This is a genomic window from Rhizobium rhizogenes NBRC 13257, assembly GCF_000696095.1.
Classification (GTDB): domain Bacteria; phylum Pseudomonadota; class Alphaproteobacteria; order Rhizobiales; family Rhizobiaceae; genus Rhizobium; species Rhizobium rhizogenes.
Genome location: NZ_BAYX01000013.1, coordinates 84,360 through 101,197, shown reverse-complemented (window position 1 = coordinate 101,197; position 16,838 = coordinate 84,360). Strand labels below are relative to the sequence as shown.

Genomic DNA, 16,838 nt, shown 5'->3' with positions numbered 1-16,838 from the left:
ACCGTCTGACGTCTCTGGCCTGCCGCTCTCTCCCCGGCTCGGCTGGGGACAGGAACCGGTCGTTATGACCGTGGTTCCCCCCTCGCCAAAGAGGAGAGAAGAGAAAGAGAGCTTGAGAAATGGGTTTCAAAGTTGCAGTAGCGGGCGCGACCGGAAATGTAGGTCGCGAAATGCTCAATATCCTGGCTGAACGCGGTTTCCCCGCGGACGAAGTCGTGGCGCTGGCATCGGCCCGCTCGCAGGGCACCGAAGTTTCCTTCGGCGACCGGACGCTGAAGGTTTCGAACCTGGAGAACTACGATTTCTCCGACACCGACATCTGCCTGATGTCGGCCGGTGGCGATGTCTCCAAGCGGGTCTCGCCGAAGATCGGCGCCCAGGGCTGCGTCGTCATCGACAACTCGTCGGCCTGGCGCTACGACGCCGACGTGCCGCTGATCGTGCCGGAAGTAAACCCGGACGCCATCACGCAGTTCACCAAGCGCAACATCATCGCCAACCCGAATTGCTCGACCGCGCAGCTCGTCGTGGCCCTGAAGCCGCTGCATGACTTCGCCAAGATCAAGCGCGTCGTCGTCTCCACCTACCAGTCCGTTTCCGGCGCCGGCAAGGATGGCATGGACGAGCTCTTCAACCAGACCCGGGCCGTCTTCGTCGCCGACCCGATCGAGAACAAGAAGTTCACCAAGCGCATCGCCTTCAACGTCATCCCGCACATCGACAGCTTCATGGAAGATGGCTACACCAAGGAAGAGTGGAAGGTGCTGGCCGAGACCAAGAAGATGCTTGACCCGAAAATCAAGGTCACTTGCACCGCCGTACGCGTGCCGGTCTTCATCGGCCATTCGGAATCGGTCAATATCGAGTTCGAAAACGAGATCACCGCCGATCAGGCCCGCGACATCCTGCGCGAAGCGCCGGGTTGCCTTGTCATCGACAAGCATGAAAACGGCGGCTACATCACGCCCTATGAATGCGCCGGTGAAGATGCGACCTACATTTCGCGCATCCGCGAAGATGCAACGGTCGAAAATGGCCTCAACATCTGGGTCGTCTCCGATAATCTGCGCAAGGGTGCGGCATTGAACGCCATCCAGATCGCAGAACTCCTGATCAACCGCGGCCTGATCAAGCCGCGCAAGCAAGCTGCATAAGCGTCTGCAAACCAATTTACGGTTTATAAACCTTGTCCATCTAAGCAGGATTTGAGGAAAAGCCTCGCCATTTCACACCGAAAGGCGGGGCTTTTTCAAAATATTCTTGAGTGATCTTGTTTCACGCGAAGCGAAAAACATTGATCGCTAAAATGTAGTAATGACAGAACCATCCGATACTGGCATGGTCCTGTGGCGACAAGACAGCGCATGAGCCCGGAGAACGGAGAGGCTCGCGCGCCATTCAAAAACGTTCCCGCGTCTTTCGCGCGGTAAGAATTTGGGGATTCTGAATGCGCATCACTAAGTCTGGAATGGCAGCTCTCGTTGCGGTCGGGTTGCTGTTGGGCACACCGTTTGTGGCAAACGCGGCATCCTGCAGCAACACATCAGCCGGTTTTGACAACTGGGTGCGCGAATTCAAGCAGGAAGCGCAGGGCCAGGGTATCAGCCAATCCACACTCGATCGCGCCTTCGCCAACGTCCATTACAATCAGCCGACCATCCGCGCGGACCGCGGCCAGAAGAGCTTCAAGCTCTCCTTCGATGAGTTCATGAAAAAGCGCGGCGGCCAGACGATCATCAGCCGTGGCAAGAGCATGAAGCAGGCCAATGCCGCTCTGTTCTCGCGCATCGAGAAGCGTTACGGCGTTCCCCCGGGCCCGATCATCGCCATCTGGGGCATGGAAACCGGTTTCGGCAGCTTCATGGGCGACCAGAATACGCTTTCGGCCGTATCGACACTTGCCTTTGACTGCCGTCGCTCCGCCTACTTCACCGATCAGCTCTATGCCGCCCTCAAGCTCGTCGGCGAAGGCTATCTGAGCCCGTCCGCTCGTGGTGCCGCCCATGGCGAAATCGGCCAGACGCAGTTCATGCCGAAGAACGTCGTGCTGTATGGCGTCGACGGCGACGGCGACGGCAAGGTCGATCTCGTCGGCTCGCGCGCCGATGCGCTGTCCTCGACCGCGAACTTCCTGAAGGGCCATGGCTGGCAGGCTGGTGCTCCCTATCAGCCCGGCGAACCGAATTTCTCGGCGATCGGCGGCTGGAACGATGCAAGGGTCTATCAGGAAGCAATCGCCTATATCGGCAAGCAGATCGACGGCAAGTAATCAGAGCCAAACAAATCAAAAAGGCGCTTCGACCTGATGGTCCGGAGCGCCTTTTTCGTTAGACCTAGAGCAATTTCAGGAAAACTGTGCCACAGTTTTCCGTCCGGACTTGCGCAAAGCAAAGAGATAGAGCGTTCTCAGGCTTCGGGGCGGATAAAGTCGCGGGTCTTTGCGTCCATCACCCACAGCTCGCCGGTCGAAATATCGAACCAGGCCCCGTGCAGGTTCAACTTTCCTTCTTCTTCCAGCACCTTGATATCCGGAAAGCTGCGCAGATTGTCGAGCGAGTTGCGGATCGAGATGCGCTCCAGCGCCGTCTGCCGCTCGGCCTGTGTCATGATATCATTGCTCTGGATCTGCTCGGCGGCGGGCTTCAGGAGCCCCATCCAGCGACCGATGAAGTCACCTGGCGAGAGCGGCTCGGCATTGGGATCAAGTGCTGCGCGGATGCCGCCGCAGCGGCCATGGCCCATGACGACGATGTCGGAGACCTTCAGCGACTGTACCGCGAATTCAAGTGCTGCCGACGTCGCATGGAAATGCCCGTCCGGCTCATAGGGCGGCACCATATTGGCGACGTTGCGGATGACGAAAAGCTCCCCCGGGCCGGCGTCGAAGATAATCTCCGGCGCTGCGCGGGAGTCGCTACAGGCAATCACCAGGGTCGATGGGCTCTGGCCGCTCTCGGCGAGGCTGCGATAGCGCTCGCGCTCATCGACGTAACGCCCGCTCATGAAGTTGCGATAACCGCTCAGAAGGGAGGTAGGAAAGCTGTCCATGGAGATTGAATTACAGCGCGCCGCCGCCGATGGCAACTATTGCACTGCAAAAAGCTCCTGACAGGCTCGATCGCTACCTCTTGCGCTGCGCGGGATGCATTAGCCGGCGCATCTGCACCATTGCCATCGGTGTCGACAGGCTGGAGGCATCCGCCGCCAGCGTCAGCTCGTCGCTGCCGCGCTTGACCGCCCTTGCCAGGACTTCATAGACGCTCGCCGTGGTCATTTGCAGTGCCCGCTCCTCATCCATGCCGGATAGAAGCCGTGACAGGAACACGGCCGAGAGAAGATCGCCGAGCCCGTTCGGGGCATTGTCGATGCTGCGATGTTCGGCAAGCAGCGCATTTCGGCCGCTGAGATAGAGATTGCCGATACCGCCGGCCATCATCGGCACAGCCGAGGTCACCAGCATGCGCGACGGCCCGAGCGCCAGGGCAGCCTCCATGACGGCATTGTTGTCCTCCAGCGGCGCCCCCGCGAGCCAGGCAAGCTCATAGCGGTTCGGCGTCGCCAGCGACGCCAGCGGGATTAGCTGGTCGCGGATCGCTTCCGCCGTCGCCTCGGGTACGTAGAGACCACCGGCATCGCCGATGACCGGGTCGCAGGCATAAAAGAGATCGGGGTTCTTTTCTCTCAGCGCCCTTACCAGCCGGGCAACGGAGCGCGCCTGTGCGGCATTGCCGAAATAACCAGACAGCACTGCCTTCACCTCCGACAACCAAGGTGCCGCGATGAGATCGTCGATCGCATGGTCAAAGTCGGTTTCATTGAAGGTCAGCCGCGTCGAGCGGCCATGGCCTGGATGCCAGGGAAGGACGATGGTCGGTAGCGCCCAGACGGGATGACCAAGGGTTTCCAGCGCGAAGACGGCGGCACGATTGCCGACGGAGCCTCTGACGACATGACTGGAGATGACGATAACGGCGCCCGCCGAATTGTCCGACATGATGCTTGCTTCCGGTTATGATCTTCCGACTTCGATGGGGTTGTGATGATCCCTTTATCGTCACTCTGTCAACCGCGCTTCACAGAGTCATGAAAACGTCTGTTGCGGAGCTTATGGTGACAATTCCGCGCCCCTATCATGCGCTTTGCAACGGGATCACGACGTTCGGCAAGATTCTTCACGATTTGAGACAGAATCCGTCGAAAAGCGATCAAATCTGCATTCATTTTGCCAGTTTTTTCGATAAATCTTCTGATACTGTGGTCAAAATCTTGAAATTTGGAGGAAATTCATGGCGTCCAGGACCAATCCGAAACGGGAAAAACAGATTGAGGCGGCGCGAAAGATTGCTGCCGCAACCGGCGAGCCACATCTCGATCCGGAGATCCTGTTCGGCCGGGCAAGCAATGACGACATGGAGCGCTACAGCCCGGAAATGCTTGCCCTTGCTGCGGTGCACGCGGCCAAGGAGCTCGCGGCCTGGAGCGGTACCTCCCCCCGCGTTTCGATCGAGCAGGTGACCGATATCGATCCCGATGGCGTGCCCGTCTCGATCCTGTCGATCACCGACCACAACATGCCCTTCCTCTACGAATCGGTGATGGGCGAGGTGACGAGCAGCTACCGTGATCTCCACATGGCCGTGCACCCGATCCTGGTCATTGAAAAAGGCAAGCAGCCGAGCCTTTATTCCGCCGATCATCCGAGCGATCCGGCCCGTCGCGTCAGCCATATCCAGCTGCATCTGGCACCGCTGACCGCAGCGCAGGCATCGGACCTGATCAAGCGCGTCCAGACCGTGCTCGATCAGACGCATCTGACGGTTTCCGATTGGAAGTCGATGCAAACGCGGCTCGACACCGTGATATCGGAGCTTTCCATCTATGAAGCGAACGGCCGCCGCAAGGCGGAGCGCGACGAGGCACTGGCTTTCCTCTCCTGGCTGCGCGACGGCAATTTCACCTTCCTCGGCATGCGCGAGTATGTCTATTCCGGCAAGGGCGCCAAGGCCAAGGTGGAACGCGATCGCGGCACCGGCCTCGGTATCCTCTCCAATCCGGATGTCCTGGTGCTTCGCCAGGGCAAGGACGCCGTCACCACCACACCTGAAATTCTCGCCTTCCTGGATGGTCCGGACTTCCTGATCGTCACCAAGGCCAACGTCAAGTCGATCGTCCACCGCCGCGCCTATATGGATTATGTCGGCGTCAAGCGTTTCGACGCTGACGGCAACGTCACCGGCGAGCTGCGCATCGTGGGTCTCTTCACCTCGACCGCCTATACCAGCGCCGCCGCCGATGTGCCGCTGCTGCGCTCGAAGGTGCAGAAGGTCAAGGATCATTTCGGCTTCGACCCGGCCAGCCATTCCGGCCGCATGTTGGAAAACACGCTGGAATCCTATCCGCGCGACGATCTCTTCCAGATCGACACCACATTGCTCGCAAGCTTTGCCGAACAGATCAACGATCTGACCGACCGGCCGCACGTGCGCGCTCTGCCGCGCATCGACCATTTCGACCGCTTTGTCTCGGTCATCGTCTACGTTCCGCGCGAAGAATATGATTCCGTCGTCCGCGAGAAGATCGGTAATTACCTGAAAACCGTCTATGACGGCCGCGTTTCCGCCTATTACCCGGCCTTCCCGGAAGGCGGCGTGGCGCGCGTGCACTTCATCATCGGCCGCAGTGGCGGCAAGACGCCACATATTCCGCAAGGCAAGCTCGAAGAGGCGATCCGCGCCATCACCGCCCGCTGGGATGAGCGTTTCGTCATGCTGGCCGGCCCGAAAGCACCGCGCATCTCCGTCAGCCAGGCTTTCCAGGAAGCCTTCACGCCGGAAGATGCGGTCGCCGACCTGCCGGATATCACCGCCACCGCCGGTGCCGAACCGATCCGCATCGCCTTCTACACCCGCAAGGATGAAAGCGGCGATATCCTCTCGCTGAAGATTTTCCATGGGCAGGGTAACCTGGCGCTGTCGCGCCGCGTGCCGCTGCTTGAAAATCTCGGCTTCAACGTCATCAGCGAGCGGACTTTCGACATCTATGTCACGGGCAAGGACGGCGAAACCGGCCATGTGGTGCTCCATGACATGGAACTGGAAGCCCGCAGCGGTACGACAATCGATCTCGCACGCCATGGCGCGGCACTCGAGGAAGCCTTCCTCGCCGCCTTCGGTGGCACGATCGACAATGACAGCTTCAACCGGCTGATCGTCTCGGCCGATCTTTCCGCCCGCGAAACGAATGTGCTCCGCGCCTATGCCCGCTATCTCCGCCAGGCCGGTATCGCCTATTCGCAGGACTATATCGCCGCGACACTGGATAAATATCCGCGCATCGCCGCCGCGATCTTCCGACTATTCTACGACACGCTCGATCCCAAGCTCAGCGACAAGAACCGTACGAACAAGCTTTCCGAGCTGCATGCGACCATTGAAACCGAGCTTGCCGACGTTCCAAGCCTCGACGACGACCGCATTCTGCGCCGCTACGTCAACGCCATCGACGCAACGCTACGCACTAACTACTTCCAGAAAAACCCCGACGGCACCCCTAAGGCCATGCTCGCCTTCAAGCTTGATCCGAAGCTGCTGGACGGTCTGCCGGAACCGCGGCCCTTCCGCGAAATCTTCGTCTATGGCGTCGAAGTGGAAGGCGTGCACCTGCGCTTCGGCAAGGTGGCGCGCGGCGGTCTGCGCTGGTCGGACCGCGCCGAGGATTACCGCACCGAAGTGCTCGGCCTCGTCAAGGCGCAGCAGGTGAAGAACGCCGTCATCGTGCCTGTCGGCGCCAAGGGTGGTTTCTATCCGAAGAAGCTGCCGGTTGGCGGCACCCGCGACGAGATCTTCAATGCCGGGCGCGAGGCCTACAAGACCTATATCCGCACGCTATTGTCGATCACCGACAATATCTCCGGCGCCGATATCATCGCACCGACCGACACGGTACGGCTGGATGGCGACGACCCCTATTTCGTCGTTGCCGCAGACAAGGGCACGGCCACTTTCTCCGACACCGCCAATGCGCTGGCGCAGGAAGCCGGCTTCTGGCTGGATGACGCCTTCGCCTCCGGCGGCTCGGCCGGCTATGACCACAAGAAGATGGGCATCACCGCCCGCGGCGCCTGGGAAACCGTCAAGCGGCACTTCCGCGAGATGGATATCGACATCCAGACGACACCGTTTACCGTCGTCGGCGTCGGCGACATGTCCGGCGACGTCTTCGGCAACGGCATGCTGCTGTCGCCGAAAATCCGCCTCATCGCCGCCTTCGACCATCGCGACATCGTCATCGATCCCGATCCGGACATGGCAAAGACGCTGGCCGAACGGCAGCGCCTCTTCGATCTGCCGCGCTCGAGCTGGCAGGATTTCAACAAATCCGTGCTGTCGAAGGGCGCGATGATCATTTCCCGCTCAGCGAAATCGGTGACGCTGACGGCTGACGCCGCCGCCGCGATCGGCATCGACAAGACGGTGGCAACGCCGTTCGAAATCATCACGGCGATCCTGAAGGCTCCCGTCGACCTGCTCTGGTTCGGCGGCATCGGCACCTATGTGAAAGCACCGTCCGAAACGGATTCGGAAGTCGGCGACCGCGCCAACGATCCTATCCGCATCACGGCGGAAGAGGTTCGTGCCAAGGTGATCGGCGAGGGTGCCAATCTAGGCGTCACCCAGAAGGGCCGCATCGCCTATGGTCTCAAGGGCGGACGCTGCAACTCGGACGCCATCGACAACTCGGCCGGCGTCAACACCTCCGACGTCGAGGTCAATATCAAGATCGCACTCGCCTCGGCCATGTTCGACGGCCGCCTGACGCGGGCCAAACGCGACACGCTGTTGGCGTCGATGACTGATGAAGTCGCCGTCCTCGTACTGCGCAACAACTATCTGCAATCCCTCGCGATCTCGCTGACCGAGCGCAAGGGTACCGGCAACGCTCTTGAGCTCAGCCGCTTCATGAGCGTTCTGGAAGCCGCCAAGCAACTCAACCGCAAGGTCGAGACGCTGCCGGACGACCAGACTTTTGCCGAACGCTACGCCAATGGCCGGCCGCTGACGCGCGCCGAAATCGGCGTCCTGCTTTCTTACGCCAAGATCGTCCTCTTCGACGCGCTTGCGGCAAGCGACCTGCCGGACGATCCCTATTTCGCCGCGACGCTCAGCCATTATTTCCCGGCCAAGATGCAGCGCTCGCATGCCACCGACATCACCGGCCACCGGCTGAAGCGCGAAATCGTAGCAACCGTGCTGGCAAACGAGGCGATCAATCGCGGCGGGCCGGGCTTTGCCGTCAGCATGATGGACGCGACGGCGGCATCGGCCGCCGAAGTGGTCAAGGCTAGCGTGCTCGCCCGTGACGGCTTCGATCTCGACCGGCTCTGGAACGAAACCGACGCGCTTGACGGCAAGGTCGCCGGACAGATGCAGAACCGCGTCTACGGCGAGATCACCGAGGTCTACACGGCGCTCACTCGCCTGCTGCTGAAAACCGGCGCGGCGAAGGGCAATATCGAGGAAACCATCACCCGGCTTCAGGCAGCCTTGAAAAAGCTGCGCCCACTCTTCCTCAGCCATATCCCGGCAGATTTCGCCGCCGAGATCGCCGCTCGCCAGACGGAATACCAGACCGCCGGTCTACCGGAAAAACTCGCCGGCGAGATCGCCATGATCTACGCGCTCGTTCTCGTCCCAGAGATCATGCAGATCGCCGAGCGCACCGGCGATACGCTCAACCGCGCCGCCGAAAGCTACTTCACCGTGTCGCAGACCTTCCGTGTCGGACGCCTGCTGCTCGCCGGCAGCCGCATCCTCACCGGCGATCACTATGAGAGCCTGGCCTTGGCTCGCAGCCTCGACCAGATCGCCGGCGCCCGGCGCGATATCGTCATCTCGGCGCTGTCGAACCATCCGAAGGACAAACAGCCGATCCAGGCATGGCATGCGGAGGATCGCATCCGCATCAATCGCATTGCTGAGGAGCTTGCGAGCCTCAGCGAAAGCGGTGATCCGAACCTTGCCCGGATCACGGTTGCCGCCGGCCTTCTGACCGATCTTGCGCATGACCGGGCGAGGTGAGACAGTCCGCCCGACTCAATAGCCGATCGGCGGAATCAAGGACGGGAATTTGGTGGCCACCGAGATAAGCGACAATGCGCCGGCAAAAGTGCCGGCGCGGGGCATCTGGGGATGGATGTTCTTCGACTGGGCGGCGCAACCCTTCTTCACCGTCGTCACCACCTTCATCTTCGGCCCCTATTTCGTGGCACGACTGACCGCCGATCCGGTGGCCGCGCAGGCGACATGGAGCAATATGGCGACGATCTCCTCGGTGATCATCGCCGTGCTGTCGCCAGTGCTCGGCTCGATCGCGGATCAATCCGGCAGACGCAAGCCGTGGATCGCTTTCTTCGCCGTCATCAAGATCGCCAGCCTCTTCTGCCTCTGGGGTGCCGCCCCCGGCTCACCGGTGATCTATCCCGTCATCTTCATGATCCTCGCCTCGATCTCGGCGGAATTTTCAATCGTCTTCAACGATTCGATGATGCCGAGGCTTGTCGGAAAGGACGATGTCGGCCGCGTATCGAACGCCGCCTGGGGACTCGGCTATCTCGGCGGCATGATCGTGCTGATTGCCGTCGTGGCGCTTCTGGCCGGCAGCCCGCAGACCGGCAAAACCATCCTCGGCTTGACGCCGCTTTTCGGCCTCGACGCAACACTCGGCGAGGATGCCCGCATCACCGGGCCGATCGCCGCCGTCTGGTATTTCCTCTTCATCCTGCCGATGTTCTTCTTCACGCCGGATGCCGCGCGCGGCCTACCGCTGGCCACTGCTGTTCGCTCTGGCCTGCGTGAACTGAAAACGACGCTCGGCGAGCTGAAACGTCGGCGGGGCATCAGCCTCTTTTTGATCGCCCGCATGATCTATCAGGACGGCGTCAACGGCCTGCTGATCCTCGGCGGCACCTTCGCAGCGGGCATGTTCGGCTGGGCGACCATCGAGATCGGCATCTACGGCATCATCCTCAATGTCATCGCCATTTTCGGCTGCTTCATCGCTGGCTATGTCGACCGTTGGCTGGGCTCGAAGATAACGGTCGTCATCAGCCTCACCCTGCTGCTCGTCGCCACGTTCGGTATCGTCTCGACCGGGCCGGGCTTTACGCTCTTCGGCCTCGTGCCGCTTTCCACCGTCGATTCCGGCGGCCTGTTCGGGACGGCAGCCGAAAAGGCCTATATCGGCTACGGTCTGCTGATCGGTATCGCCTTCGGCCCGGTGCAGGCCTCCTCGCGCTCTTATCTCGCCCGCAGCGTCAGCATCGCCGAAGCCGGTCGCTATTTCGGTATCTACGCGCTCTCCGGCCGCGCCACCAGCTTCATGGCGACACTGTTCTTCTCGCTGATGACCTATTGGAGCGGCTCGGCCCGCCTCGGCATGGCGACACTGGTCGTCTTCCTCGCCGGCGGTCTCTTACTTCTGCTGCGGACACCCTATCCCGCCGACAAGGCGAGATAGGAAAAGAAAATCCCGGTTGAACTGGCCGACCGGGATATCCGAATTCACAATTTGGTATATCCGCCAATCAATGGCGGAAATGGCGGATGCCGGTGAAGACCATCGCAACATTGTGCTCGTTGGCGGCGTCGATGACTTCCTGGTCGCGCATCGAGCCACCCGGCTGGATGACGGCCGTGGCCCCGGCGGCAATCGCCGACAGCAGGCCGTCGGCAAACGGCAGGAAGGCTTCGGAGGCAACGGCGGAACCGCGGGTCAGCGGCTCGGCAAGCCCCATGGCCTTGGCGGCTTCTTCCGCCTTGATCGCGGCGATGCGAGCCGAATCGACGCGGCTCATCTGACCAGCACCGATGCCGGCCGTCTGGCCATCCTTGGCATAAACGACGGCATTCGACTTGACATGCTTGGCGACGCGAAAGGCGAACTTCATGTCTTCCAGCTCCTGCGCTGTCGGCGCGCGCTTGGTGACGACCTTCAACTCCATGTCTTCGACCAGCGCATTGTCGCGGTTCTGGACGAGCAGGCCGCCGGAGACGGTCTTGGCGGTCAGGCCGGATGCACGCGGATCGGGCAGGGCGCCGACCGAGAGAAGGCGGAGGTTCGGCTTGCGGGCGATGATCGCCTTGGCTTCCTCGGTGACGTCAGGCGCGATGATGACTTCAGTGAAGAGCTTGACGATCTCTTCGGCGGTTGCCGCATCGAGCAGACTGTTCAGCGCGATGATGCCGCCGAAGGCGGAAACGGAATCGCAGGCGAGCGCCCGCTTGTAGGCTTCCACCAGGCTCGGGCCTGTGGCAACGCCGCAGGGATTGGCATGCTTGATGATCGCGCAGGCAGGACCATTCTCCGGCAGGAACTCGGCAACGAGCTCATAGGCCGCATCTGTATCGTTGATATTGTTGTAGGAAAGCTGCTTGCCCTGGATCAGGGTTGCGGTCGAGACGCCGGGACGGTTCTCGCCGGTGACGTAGAAAGCCGCTTTCTGATGCGGGTTTTCGCCATAGCGCATCTCTTCACGCAGCACGCCGCCGATAACGCGGTGGCGTGGGGTGGCGATGTCGAGCGCTTCGGCAAACCAGTTGGAGATCATCGCATCATAGGCAGCGGTGCGGGCAAAAGCCTTGGCGGCCATGCGCTTGCGGAAGTCGTAGGTCGTCTGTCCCGCATCGGCGGAAAGCTGCTCGAGCAGCTCGGAGTAATCGGCCGGATCCGTAAGGGTGGTCACATAGGCATGGTTCTTGGCTGAAGCGCGGATCATTGCCGGGCCGCCAATGTCGATATTCTCCACCGTCGTCGGATAATCGCCGCCGGCCTTGCGCACGTCTTCGAAGGGATAGAGGTTGATGACGGCGAGGTCGATGCCCTCGATGCCGTGTTCCTTCATCGCCGCCTGATGCTCGACATCGTCACGGATGGCAAGCAGGCCGCCATGCACCCTCGGATGCAGCGTCTTGACGCGGCCATCCATGATCTCCGGGAACGCGGTGACTTCGGAGACGTCAGTCACCGCAAGGCCGGCCGCCGCGATTGCCTTATGGGTGCCGCCGGTCGACAACAGCCGCACGCCCTTTTCGCTGAGCGCACGAGCAAGCTCGACGATGCCGGTCTTGTCGAAGACGGACAGAAGCGCGGTTTTCACCTGGACTTTGTCGGGAGCGGGGATTTTCTTGGATACGACGGCCATGGGCTTTCTCCGATATAGCGCGAGGAGAGGAGATGTCCGGCGAAAACGGCGCGGGACGATATGCCCGCCCCGTTAGCATAGCTGACGCTGTTAGCCTATGGCCGATAGGACAAAAACCAGCGGATTTCCGGCTTTTCGCCAATTGGGAAAACAATCTCGAGCTGGTCGGAGGAGCGCATGCCGGAGGCATCGGCGAAAAAGATATCCTCGGCCACCAACACCTCGTTGCCCGGCGAGGAGAAGACCCAGGTCTCGCCATCCGGCGCGATCAGCAGGGCGCTATCCGTCTCGGTCTGCAGCAGGCTGATGGAGGGATGGATATGGAAGCGAGCCGACGCCAGGCTTTCACCCCTTGGCGTATGCTTCTTGCCCTCGGGAACGAAGAAACGGTCGCGGCCGGTAAGGATCGTGCCGGCGGCATTGAGGCTGATCTCGCGCTCATGCACATAGCCGAACGTGGAGAGATAGCCGTCATGCGCGGCTCTCACATAATCACGACCATCCTCGGTCTCAGCGCGCTCGACGATAACCTTCTTCACGCCGCCGACCATGACGGGGCCAAGGGTTTTCGACTTGGAAAATAGACAGGAGGAGGTGTCGTTGAGCGTTACGGTCGAATGCGCCGCTGTCGCGCGGGCGGCCTGTACATAGCGGTCGCCCGCAAATTCCGGCGCGCCGGAATTGACGATGAAGCGGGCCTTGCCCGATGACATTTCGAAGGACAGGCAGCCGGCATGGGCCGTGCGGCTAAGGTCGGCGGAGGCGGGACAGCCGGTATCGACGATGACCACCGCCTGACCCGCGGCCAGCCGGTGGTATTTCGCATGCGGCAGAGCCTTGAACGTCTGGCCGGCGGTTTCATCATAACGCAGCACCGACATCAGCTCATTGGCAAGCGTCGATGTCGCGCCGTTGAACAACGCCAAATCGCCATCCTGATGCCGGAAGAAGCGTAGCGCCGGATACATGCGGTCGATGCCGGGGATCAGCCGCGACGGGACATCGTGGCCGAGATTGACATAGGTCTGGCGCAGCGGCAGCAGATCGAGCAAAAGCTCGAGCGCTATGCGCGGATTGCGCGAGATATGCCCGCCATCGGGCAGAATCTGCCGGTCGATTTCCCGGTTGAGCGCCTGACCGGCGCGCTTCAGCGCCGAAGCGCCGTTCGGCATGGCGACCGAGGACATGGCAAGCGCGATCCGCACCCGGAACCGCGTCGTTCCATCCCGCGTCGTTGCCGCAACCCGGCGGAGATAGCGCACATGCAGGACGAGCATACGCATAAAACGGCGGTAGAAGCCGCTATCCGTGCCCTGCAGGAGAACCGGCGAGTGCGACAACCAGGCGATCAACCGCTCGGCGGCGGTATCGGGCGCCCAGGCGATGCCCTGCAGCCGGCGGCCATGAACCGCCATCCAGTCATTGAGAATGGAGCGCGCCAGGGCAGACGCCTGATCGCTTTTTTCCGCCCGCAAGTGCCGCAGCCAGCGGAAATTGTGCAGCCGCACGGCAAAGACCTGCGACGGAAGCTCCAGGGCGAAAGGCGATCCGCCCTCGGTTTCCAGCACGCGGCCCGCCAACAGGATGCGGCCATTCAAAAGCTCTTCGACAAAGAAAGGATCGATACTGCGCAGATCCGTCGGAGCCACGATCAGCCGTTCCGGCACACGCATCGTGTGGCGGGTGAGACGCAATCGCGCCAACGCCGCGCGGCGAGACATCCGCCGCCATGCTTCCCGCATGTGTAATTTCACTAAATCCTGCCGCAAAACTGCATATTTGCTTCTGCTTACTCTCAACACCCGGTGGTTAAGAAGAGGTTAGGAATATGCCAAATCGGGACGTTGTGCCCGATTTTTCATCAATATGAGAGCAATCGCTCAAGCTCCGCCACTAATGCGTGCGACGGAGCACCACGGCGAAGAAGCCATCGAGGCCGGAGGCAAAACCGCCGGAGAGCGGCAGCATATCGGGCGTGGTACGGAAGGCGCCGAGCGGAGAGATCGCCGCTTCGAGACCCGGCCAGTCCTCAGGCTTGATCGCCACACGCTCCGCCATGTCCGTTTCGGACAAAACGCGCGCGACCAGATCCTCGCCCTCTTCGGGATCGAGCGAGCAATTGGAAAAGACCACGAGCCCGCCGGGCTTGACCAGAGTCAGAGCATGGCGAAGCAGACGCTCCTGCAAAGCGGCAAGCTTGGCGATATCCTCCGGACCCTTGGTCCAGAGCACATCGGGATGGCGGCGTGTCGTGCCGGTGGACGAGCACGGCGCATCGAGAAGGGCTGCATCAAAGAGATCGTCGGGCTGGAACTTCGCCATGTCGGCGACGACGGTTTCCGCCTCGAGGCCGAGCCGCGCCAGATTGCCGGATAGCCGCTTCAGGCGATTGGCGGATTGATCGAGGGCGGTTACCTTGCCGCCGGCAAGAATGAGCTGCGCCGTCTTGCCGCCGGGCGCCGCACAGAGATCGACAACCCGCTGACCGGCAAGCGAGCCGAATAGCTTTGCCGGAATGCTGGCGGCAGCATCCTGCACCCACCATTCGCCATCCGCAAATCCGTCCAGCGACGGGATGGAGCCTTCAAACGCGGCAAGCCGCACGCCGCCGGTCGGCAGGACGACGCCGTTCAGGCGCTTCGCCCATCCCTCGGCGTCGGATTTTACCGTGACGTCGATGGCGGCCGGCTCCAGCTGCGTATCCGAAATCTTCAGCGCCGCTTGCCTGCCATAGGCGGCCTCAAGACGCGTCAGGAACCATTTGGGCATGGCCGGCACATCGGCGCCCTGGCTGAGAATGTCCTGCTTCTCCCGGCCGATGCGCCGGAGAATGGCATTGACCAGCTTGGCAAAACGGCGATTGCGCGGATCCTGATTGGCCTGTTCCACGGCGATATCGACGGCGGAGTGATCCGGCACGTCGAGATAGAGCATCTGCGCCGCACCGACCACCAGCACATGATGCAGGGCGCGCGCACCTTCCGGCAGCGGCGAATCCAGCAGCGAAGCGATCGCCGCCTCGATGCGCGGCAGATGCCGTAAGGCCGAGTTCAAAATAGCGCGCACCAGCGCCCGATCACTATCGCCAAGCGCCTTGTAGGCCGGATTGCCGCCTTCGGCATCCAGCATGCCGTCGAGCGGCGTCTTGCGGTCGATGACGGCCGAAAGGATCTTCGCCGCGGCGGCGCGCGCCGCAAATCCGGGCTTGGAAGAAACCGAATCACGCGGTCGGCCCTGTCCGGAGCGGTTTCCTGCTTGCTTTCCGTCTTTATTGAAATGCTTGTTTTTATTATCAGAACTCAAGACCAAGGTCCCTTCGGCGGTTGCGAACCACCGCGACCCGTATTCGGAACGGAGCGCGATTTGCGCTCCGGATTAGCAGTCATGGCCGGTCCCGTCGAGCCGGAGCGGGTCGGCGTGCCAACGGGAGGGCCTGTGCCGCCGCCATACTGCGCCATCTCATGCAGCGCGGCGATGCGGTTTTCCGTGTCCGGATGCGTGGAAAACAGATTGTCCATGCGCGCGCCGGAGAGCGGATTGATGATGAACATATGAGCCGTCGCCGGATGTCCCTCGGCCTCCTCGTTCGGGATATGCGCGGCACCACGGGCGATCTTGCCGAGCGCCGAGGCAAGCCAGAGCGGATCGCCGCAGATCTCCGCGCCACGGCGGTCGGCCGAATATTCGCGCGTTCGGCTGATCGCCATCTGCACCAGCATGGCGGCCAGAGGTGCTACGATCATCGCCGCAAGCACGCCGATGGCGCCAAGCGGATTGTTGTTATCGCGGCGGCCGCCGAAAAAAAAGGCGAAATTGCCGAGCATGGAGATGGCGCCGGCAAGCGTCGCCGTGATCGTCATGGTCAGCGTGTCGCGGTTCTGCACATGCGCCAGCTCATGCGCCATGACACCCGCCACTTCCTGCGGCGTCAGGGCATGCAGGAGGCCGGTCGAGGCGGCTACGGCGGCATTCTGCGGATTGCGGCCGGTGGCAAAGGCGTTCGGCTGCGGATTATCGTAGAGATAGACCTTCGGCATCGGCAGGCCGGCATTGCGCGCCAGATCGCGAACGATGCCATAGAATTCCGGCGCACTGCGCTCATCCACCTCCTGCGCACCATAGGTGGACAGCACCATGCGGTCGGAATTCCAGTAGGAAAAGAAGTTCATGCCAGCGGCAGCGACAAACGCGATCATCATGCCGGATTGCCCACCGATCAGATAGCCGACGCCCATAAACAGGGCGGTCATGAAGGCGAGCAGCATGGCAGTACGCATGAGATTCATTCGGGTCTCCAGCACGATCGGCAGTCCGAACCTTTCTCTTTGCGGCCGGACGCACTATGATTTGGCTATTCACCCGGCTATTTCAACAGTTCCAGGCCGCAGCAAGCCATGCAGACAGCAGATAACGACAATAAAACCGACATCGAAGCCGGCGAAGCGCCCCGCAAACCGCTCTCGCCAGCCGCCAAGCGCGCACTTGCCGAAGCCGAGGAACGCCGCAAGGCGCAGGCGCAGACCGGCCTCCCCCCCGAAATCGGCGGCCGTGGCGGCGCAGACCCCTCACGCTTCGGCGATTGGGAAATCAACGGACGGACGATCGATTTTTGATTAGTCGCTGTGCGGACCGTTTTGCT

Annotated in this window: 11 protein-coding genes; 5 read left to right on the top strand and 6 right to left on the bottom strand. The window is 61.5% G+C overall.

All coding sequences use genetic code 11. The features are described from left to right. The first annotated feature begins 119 nt into the window (after positions 1–119). On the top strand, positions 120–1,154 hold the full coding sequence (locus RRH01S_RS25915; protein ID WP_007698740.1) for an aspartate-semialdehyde dehydrogenase: 1,035 nt from the start codon (positions 120–122) through the stop codon (positions 1,152–1,154). A gap of 293 nt (positions 1,155–1,447) precedes the next feature. Next, positions 1,448–2,269, top strand: a complete 822-nt coding sequence (locus tag RRH01S_RS25910) for a lytic murein transglycosylase (RefSeq protein WP_042475229.1) — start codon at positions 1,448–1,450, stop codon at positions 2,267–2,269. Between the two features lie 137 nt (positions 2,270–2,406). Here the strand turns inward: RRH01S_RS25910 and RRH01S_RS25905 are convergent, their stop codons facing one another. After that, a complete protein-coding gene (locus RRH01S_RS25905; RefSeq protein WP_042475226.1) occupies positions 2,407–3,048 on the bottom strand; it encodes a carbonic anhydrase in 642 nt (213 codons plus the stop codon). Between the two features lie 73 nt (positions 3,049–3,121). Further along, the gene (gene pdxY, locus RRH01S_RS25900; protein WP_007698737.1) at positions 3,122–3,994 is read right to left on the bottom strand and encodes a pyridoxal kinase PdxY; all 873 of its coding nucleotides are present in this window, start codon (positions 3,992–3,994) and stop codon (positions 3,122–3,124) included. 292 nt (positions 3,995–4,286) lie between these two features. Here pdxY and RRH01S_RS25895 point away from each other — a divergent pair, with 292 nt between their 5' ends. Both RRH01S_RS25895 and RRH01S_RS25890 read left to right on the top strand, forming a co-directional pair. Further along, the gene (locus tag RRH01S_RS25895) at positions 4,287–9,077 is read left to right on the top strand and encodes an NAD-glutamate dehydrogenase (protein WP_042475223.1); all 4,791 of its coding nucleotides are present in this window, start codon (positions 4,287–4,289) and stop codon (positions 9,075–9,077) included. Between the two features lie 49 nt (positions 9,078–9,126). Continuing rightward, on the top strand, positions 9,127–10,515 hold the full coding sequence (locus RRH01S_RS25890) for an MFS transporter (RefSeq protein ID WP_042475220.1): 1,389 nt from the start codon (positions 9,127–9,129) through the stop codon (positions 10,513–10,515). Positions 10,516–10,582: 67 nt separating this feature from the next. Here RRH01S_RS25890 and purH read toward each other — a convergent pair whose 3' ends face one another. The 4 genes from purH to htpX all read right to left on the bottom strand — a co-directional run bounded on the left by purH (position 10,583) and on the right by htpX (position 16,485). Continuing rightward, a complete protein-coding gene (gene purH, locus RRH01S_RS25885; RefSeq protein ID WP_042475217.1) occupies positions 10,583–12,199 on the bottom strand; it encodes a bifunctional phosphoribosylaminoimidazolecarboxamide formyltransferase/IMP cyclohydrolase in 1,617 nt (538 codons plus the stop codon). A 95-nt stretch (positions 12,200–12,294) separates the two neighbouring features. Beyond that, on the bottom strand, positions 12,295–13,941 hold the full coding sequence (locus RRH01S_RS25880) for a heparinase II/III family protein (RefSeq protein ID WP_037219348.1): 1,647 nt from the start codon (positions 13,939–13,941) through the stop codon (positions 12,295–12,297). Positions 13,942–14,092: 151 nt separating this feature from the next. Then, positions 14,093–15,508 carry an RsmB/NOP family class I SAM-dependent RNA methyltransferase gene (locus RRH01S_RS25875; protein WP_374188769.1) on the bottom strand — a complete coding sequence of 472 codons (1,416 nt, stop codon included), beginning with the start codon at positions 15,506–15,508 and terminating at the stop codon, positions 14,093–14,095. Continuing rightward, positions 15,499–16,485, bottom strand: a complete 987-nt coding sequence (htpX, locus tag RRH01S_RS25870) for a zinc metalloprotease HtpX (protein ID WP_042475213.1) — start codon at positions 16,483–16,485, stop codon at positions 15,499–15,501. The genes RRH01S_RS25875 and htpX overlap by 10 nt, the downstream gene beginning before the upstream one ends. A 108-nt stretch (positions 16,486–16,593) precedes the next feature. Between htpX and RRH01S_RS25865 the strand changes: the two genes are divergently transcribed. Further along, positions 16,594–16,812: a DUF1674 domain-containing protein gene (locus RRH01S_RS25865; RefSeq protein WP_042475211.1), complete on the top strand. Its 219-nt coding sequence runs from the start codon at positions 16,594–16,596 to the stop codon at positions 16,810–16,812. The last annotated feature ends 26 nt before the right edge of the window (positions 16,813–16,838 follow it).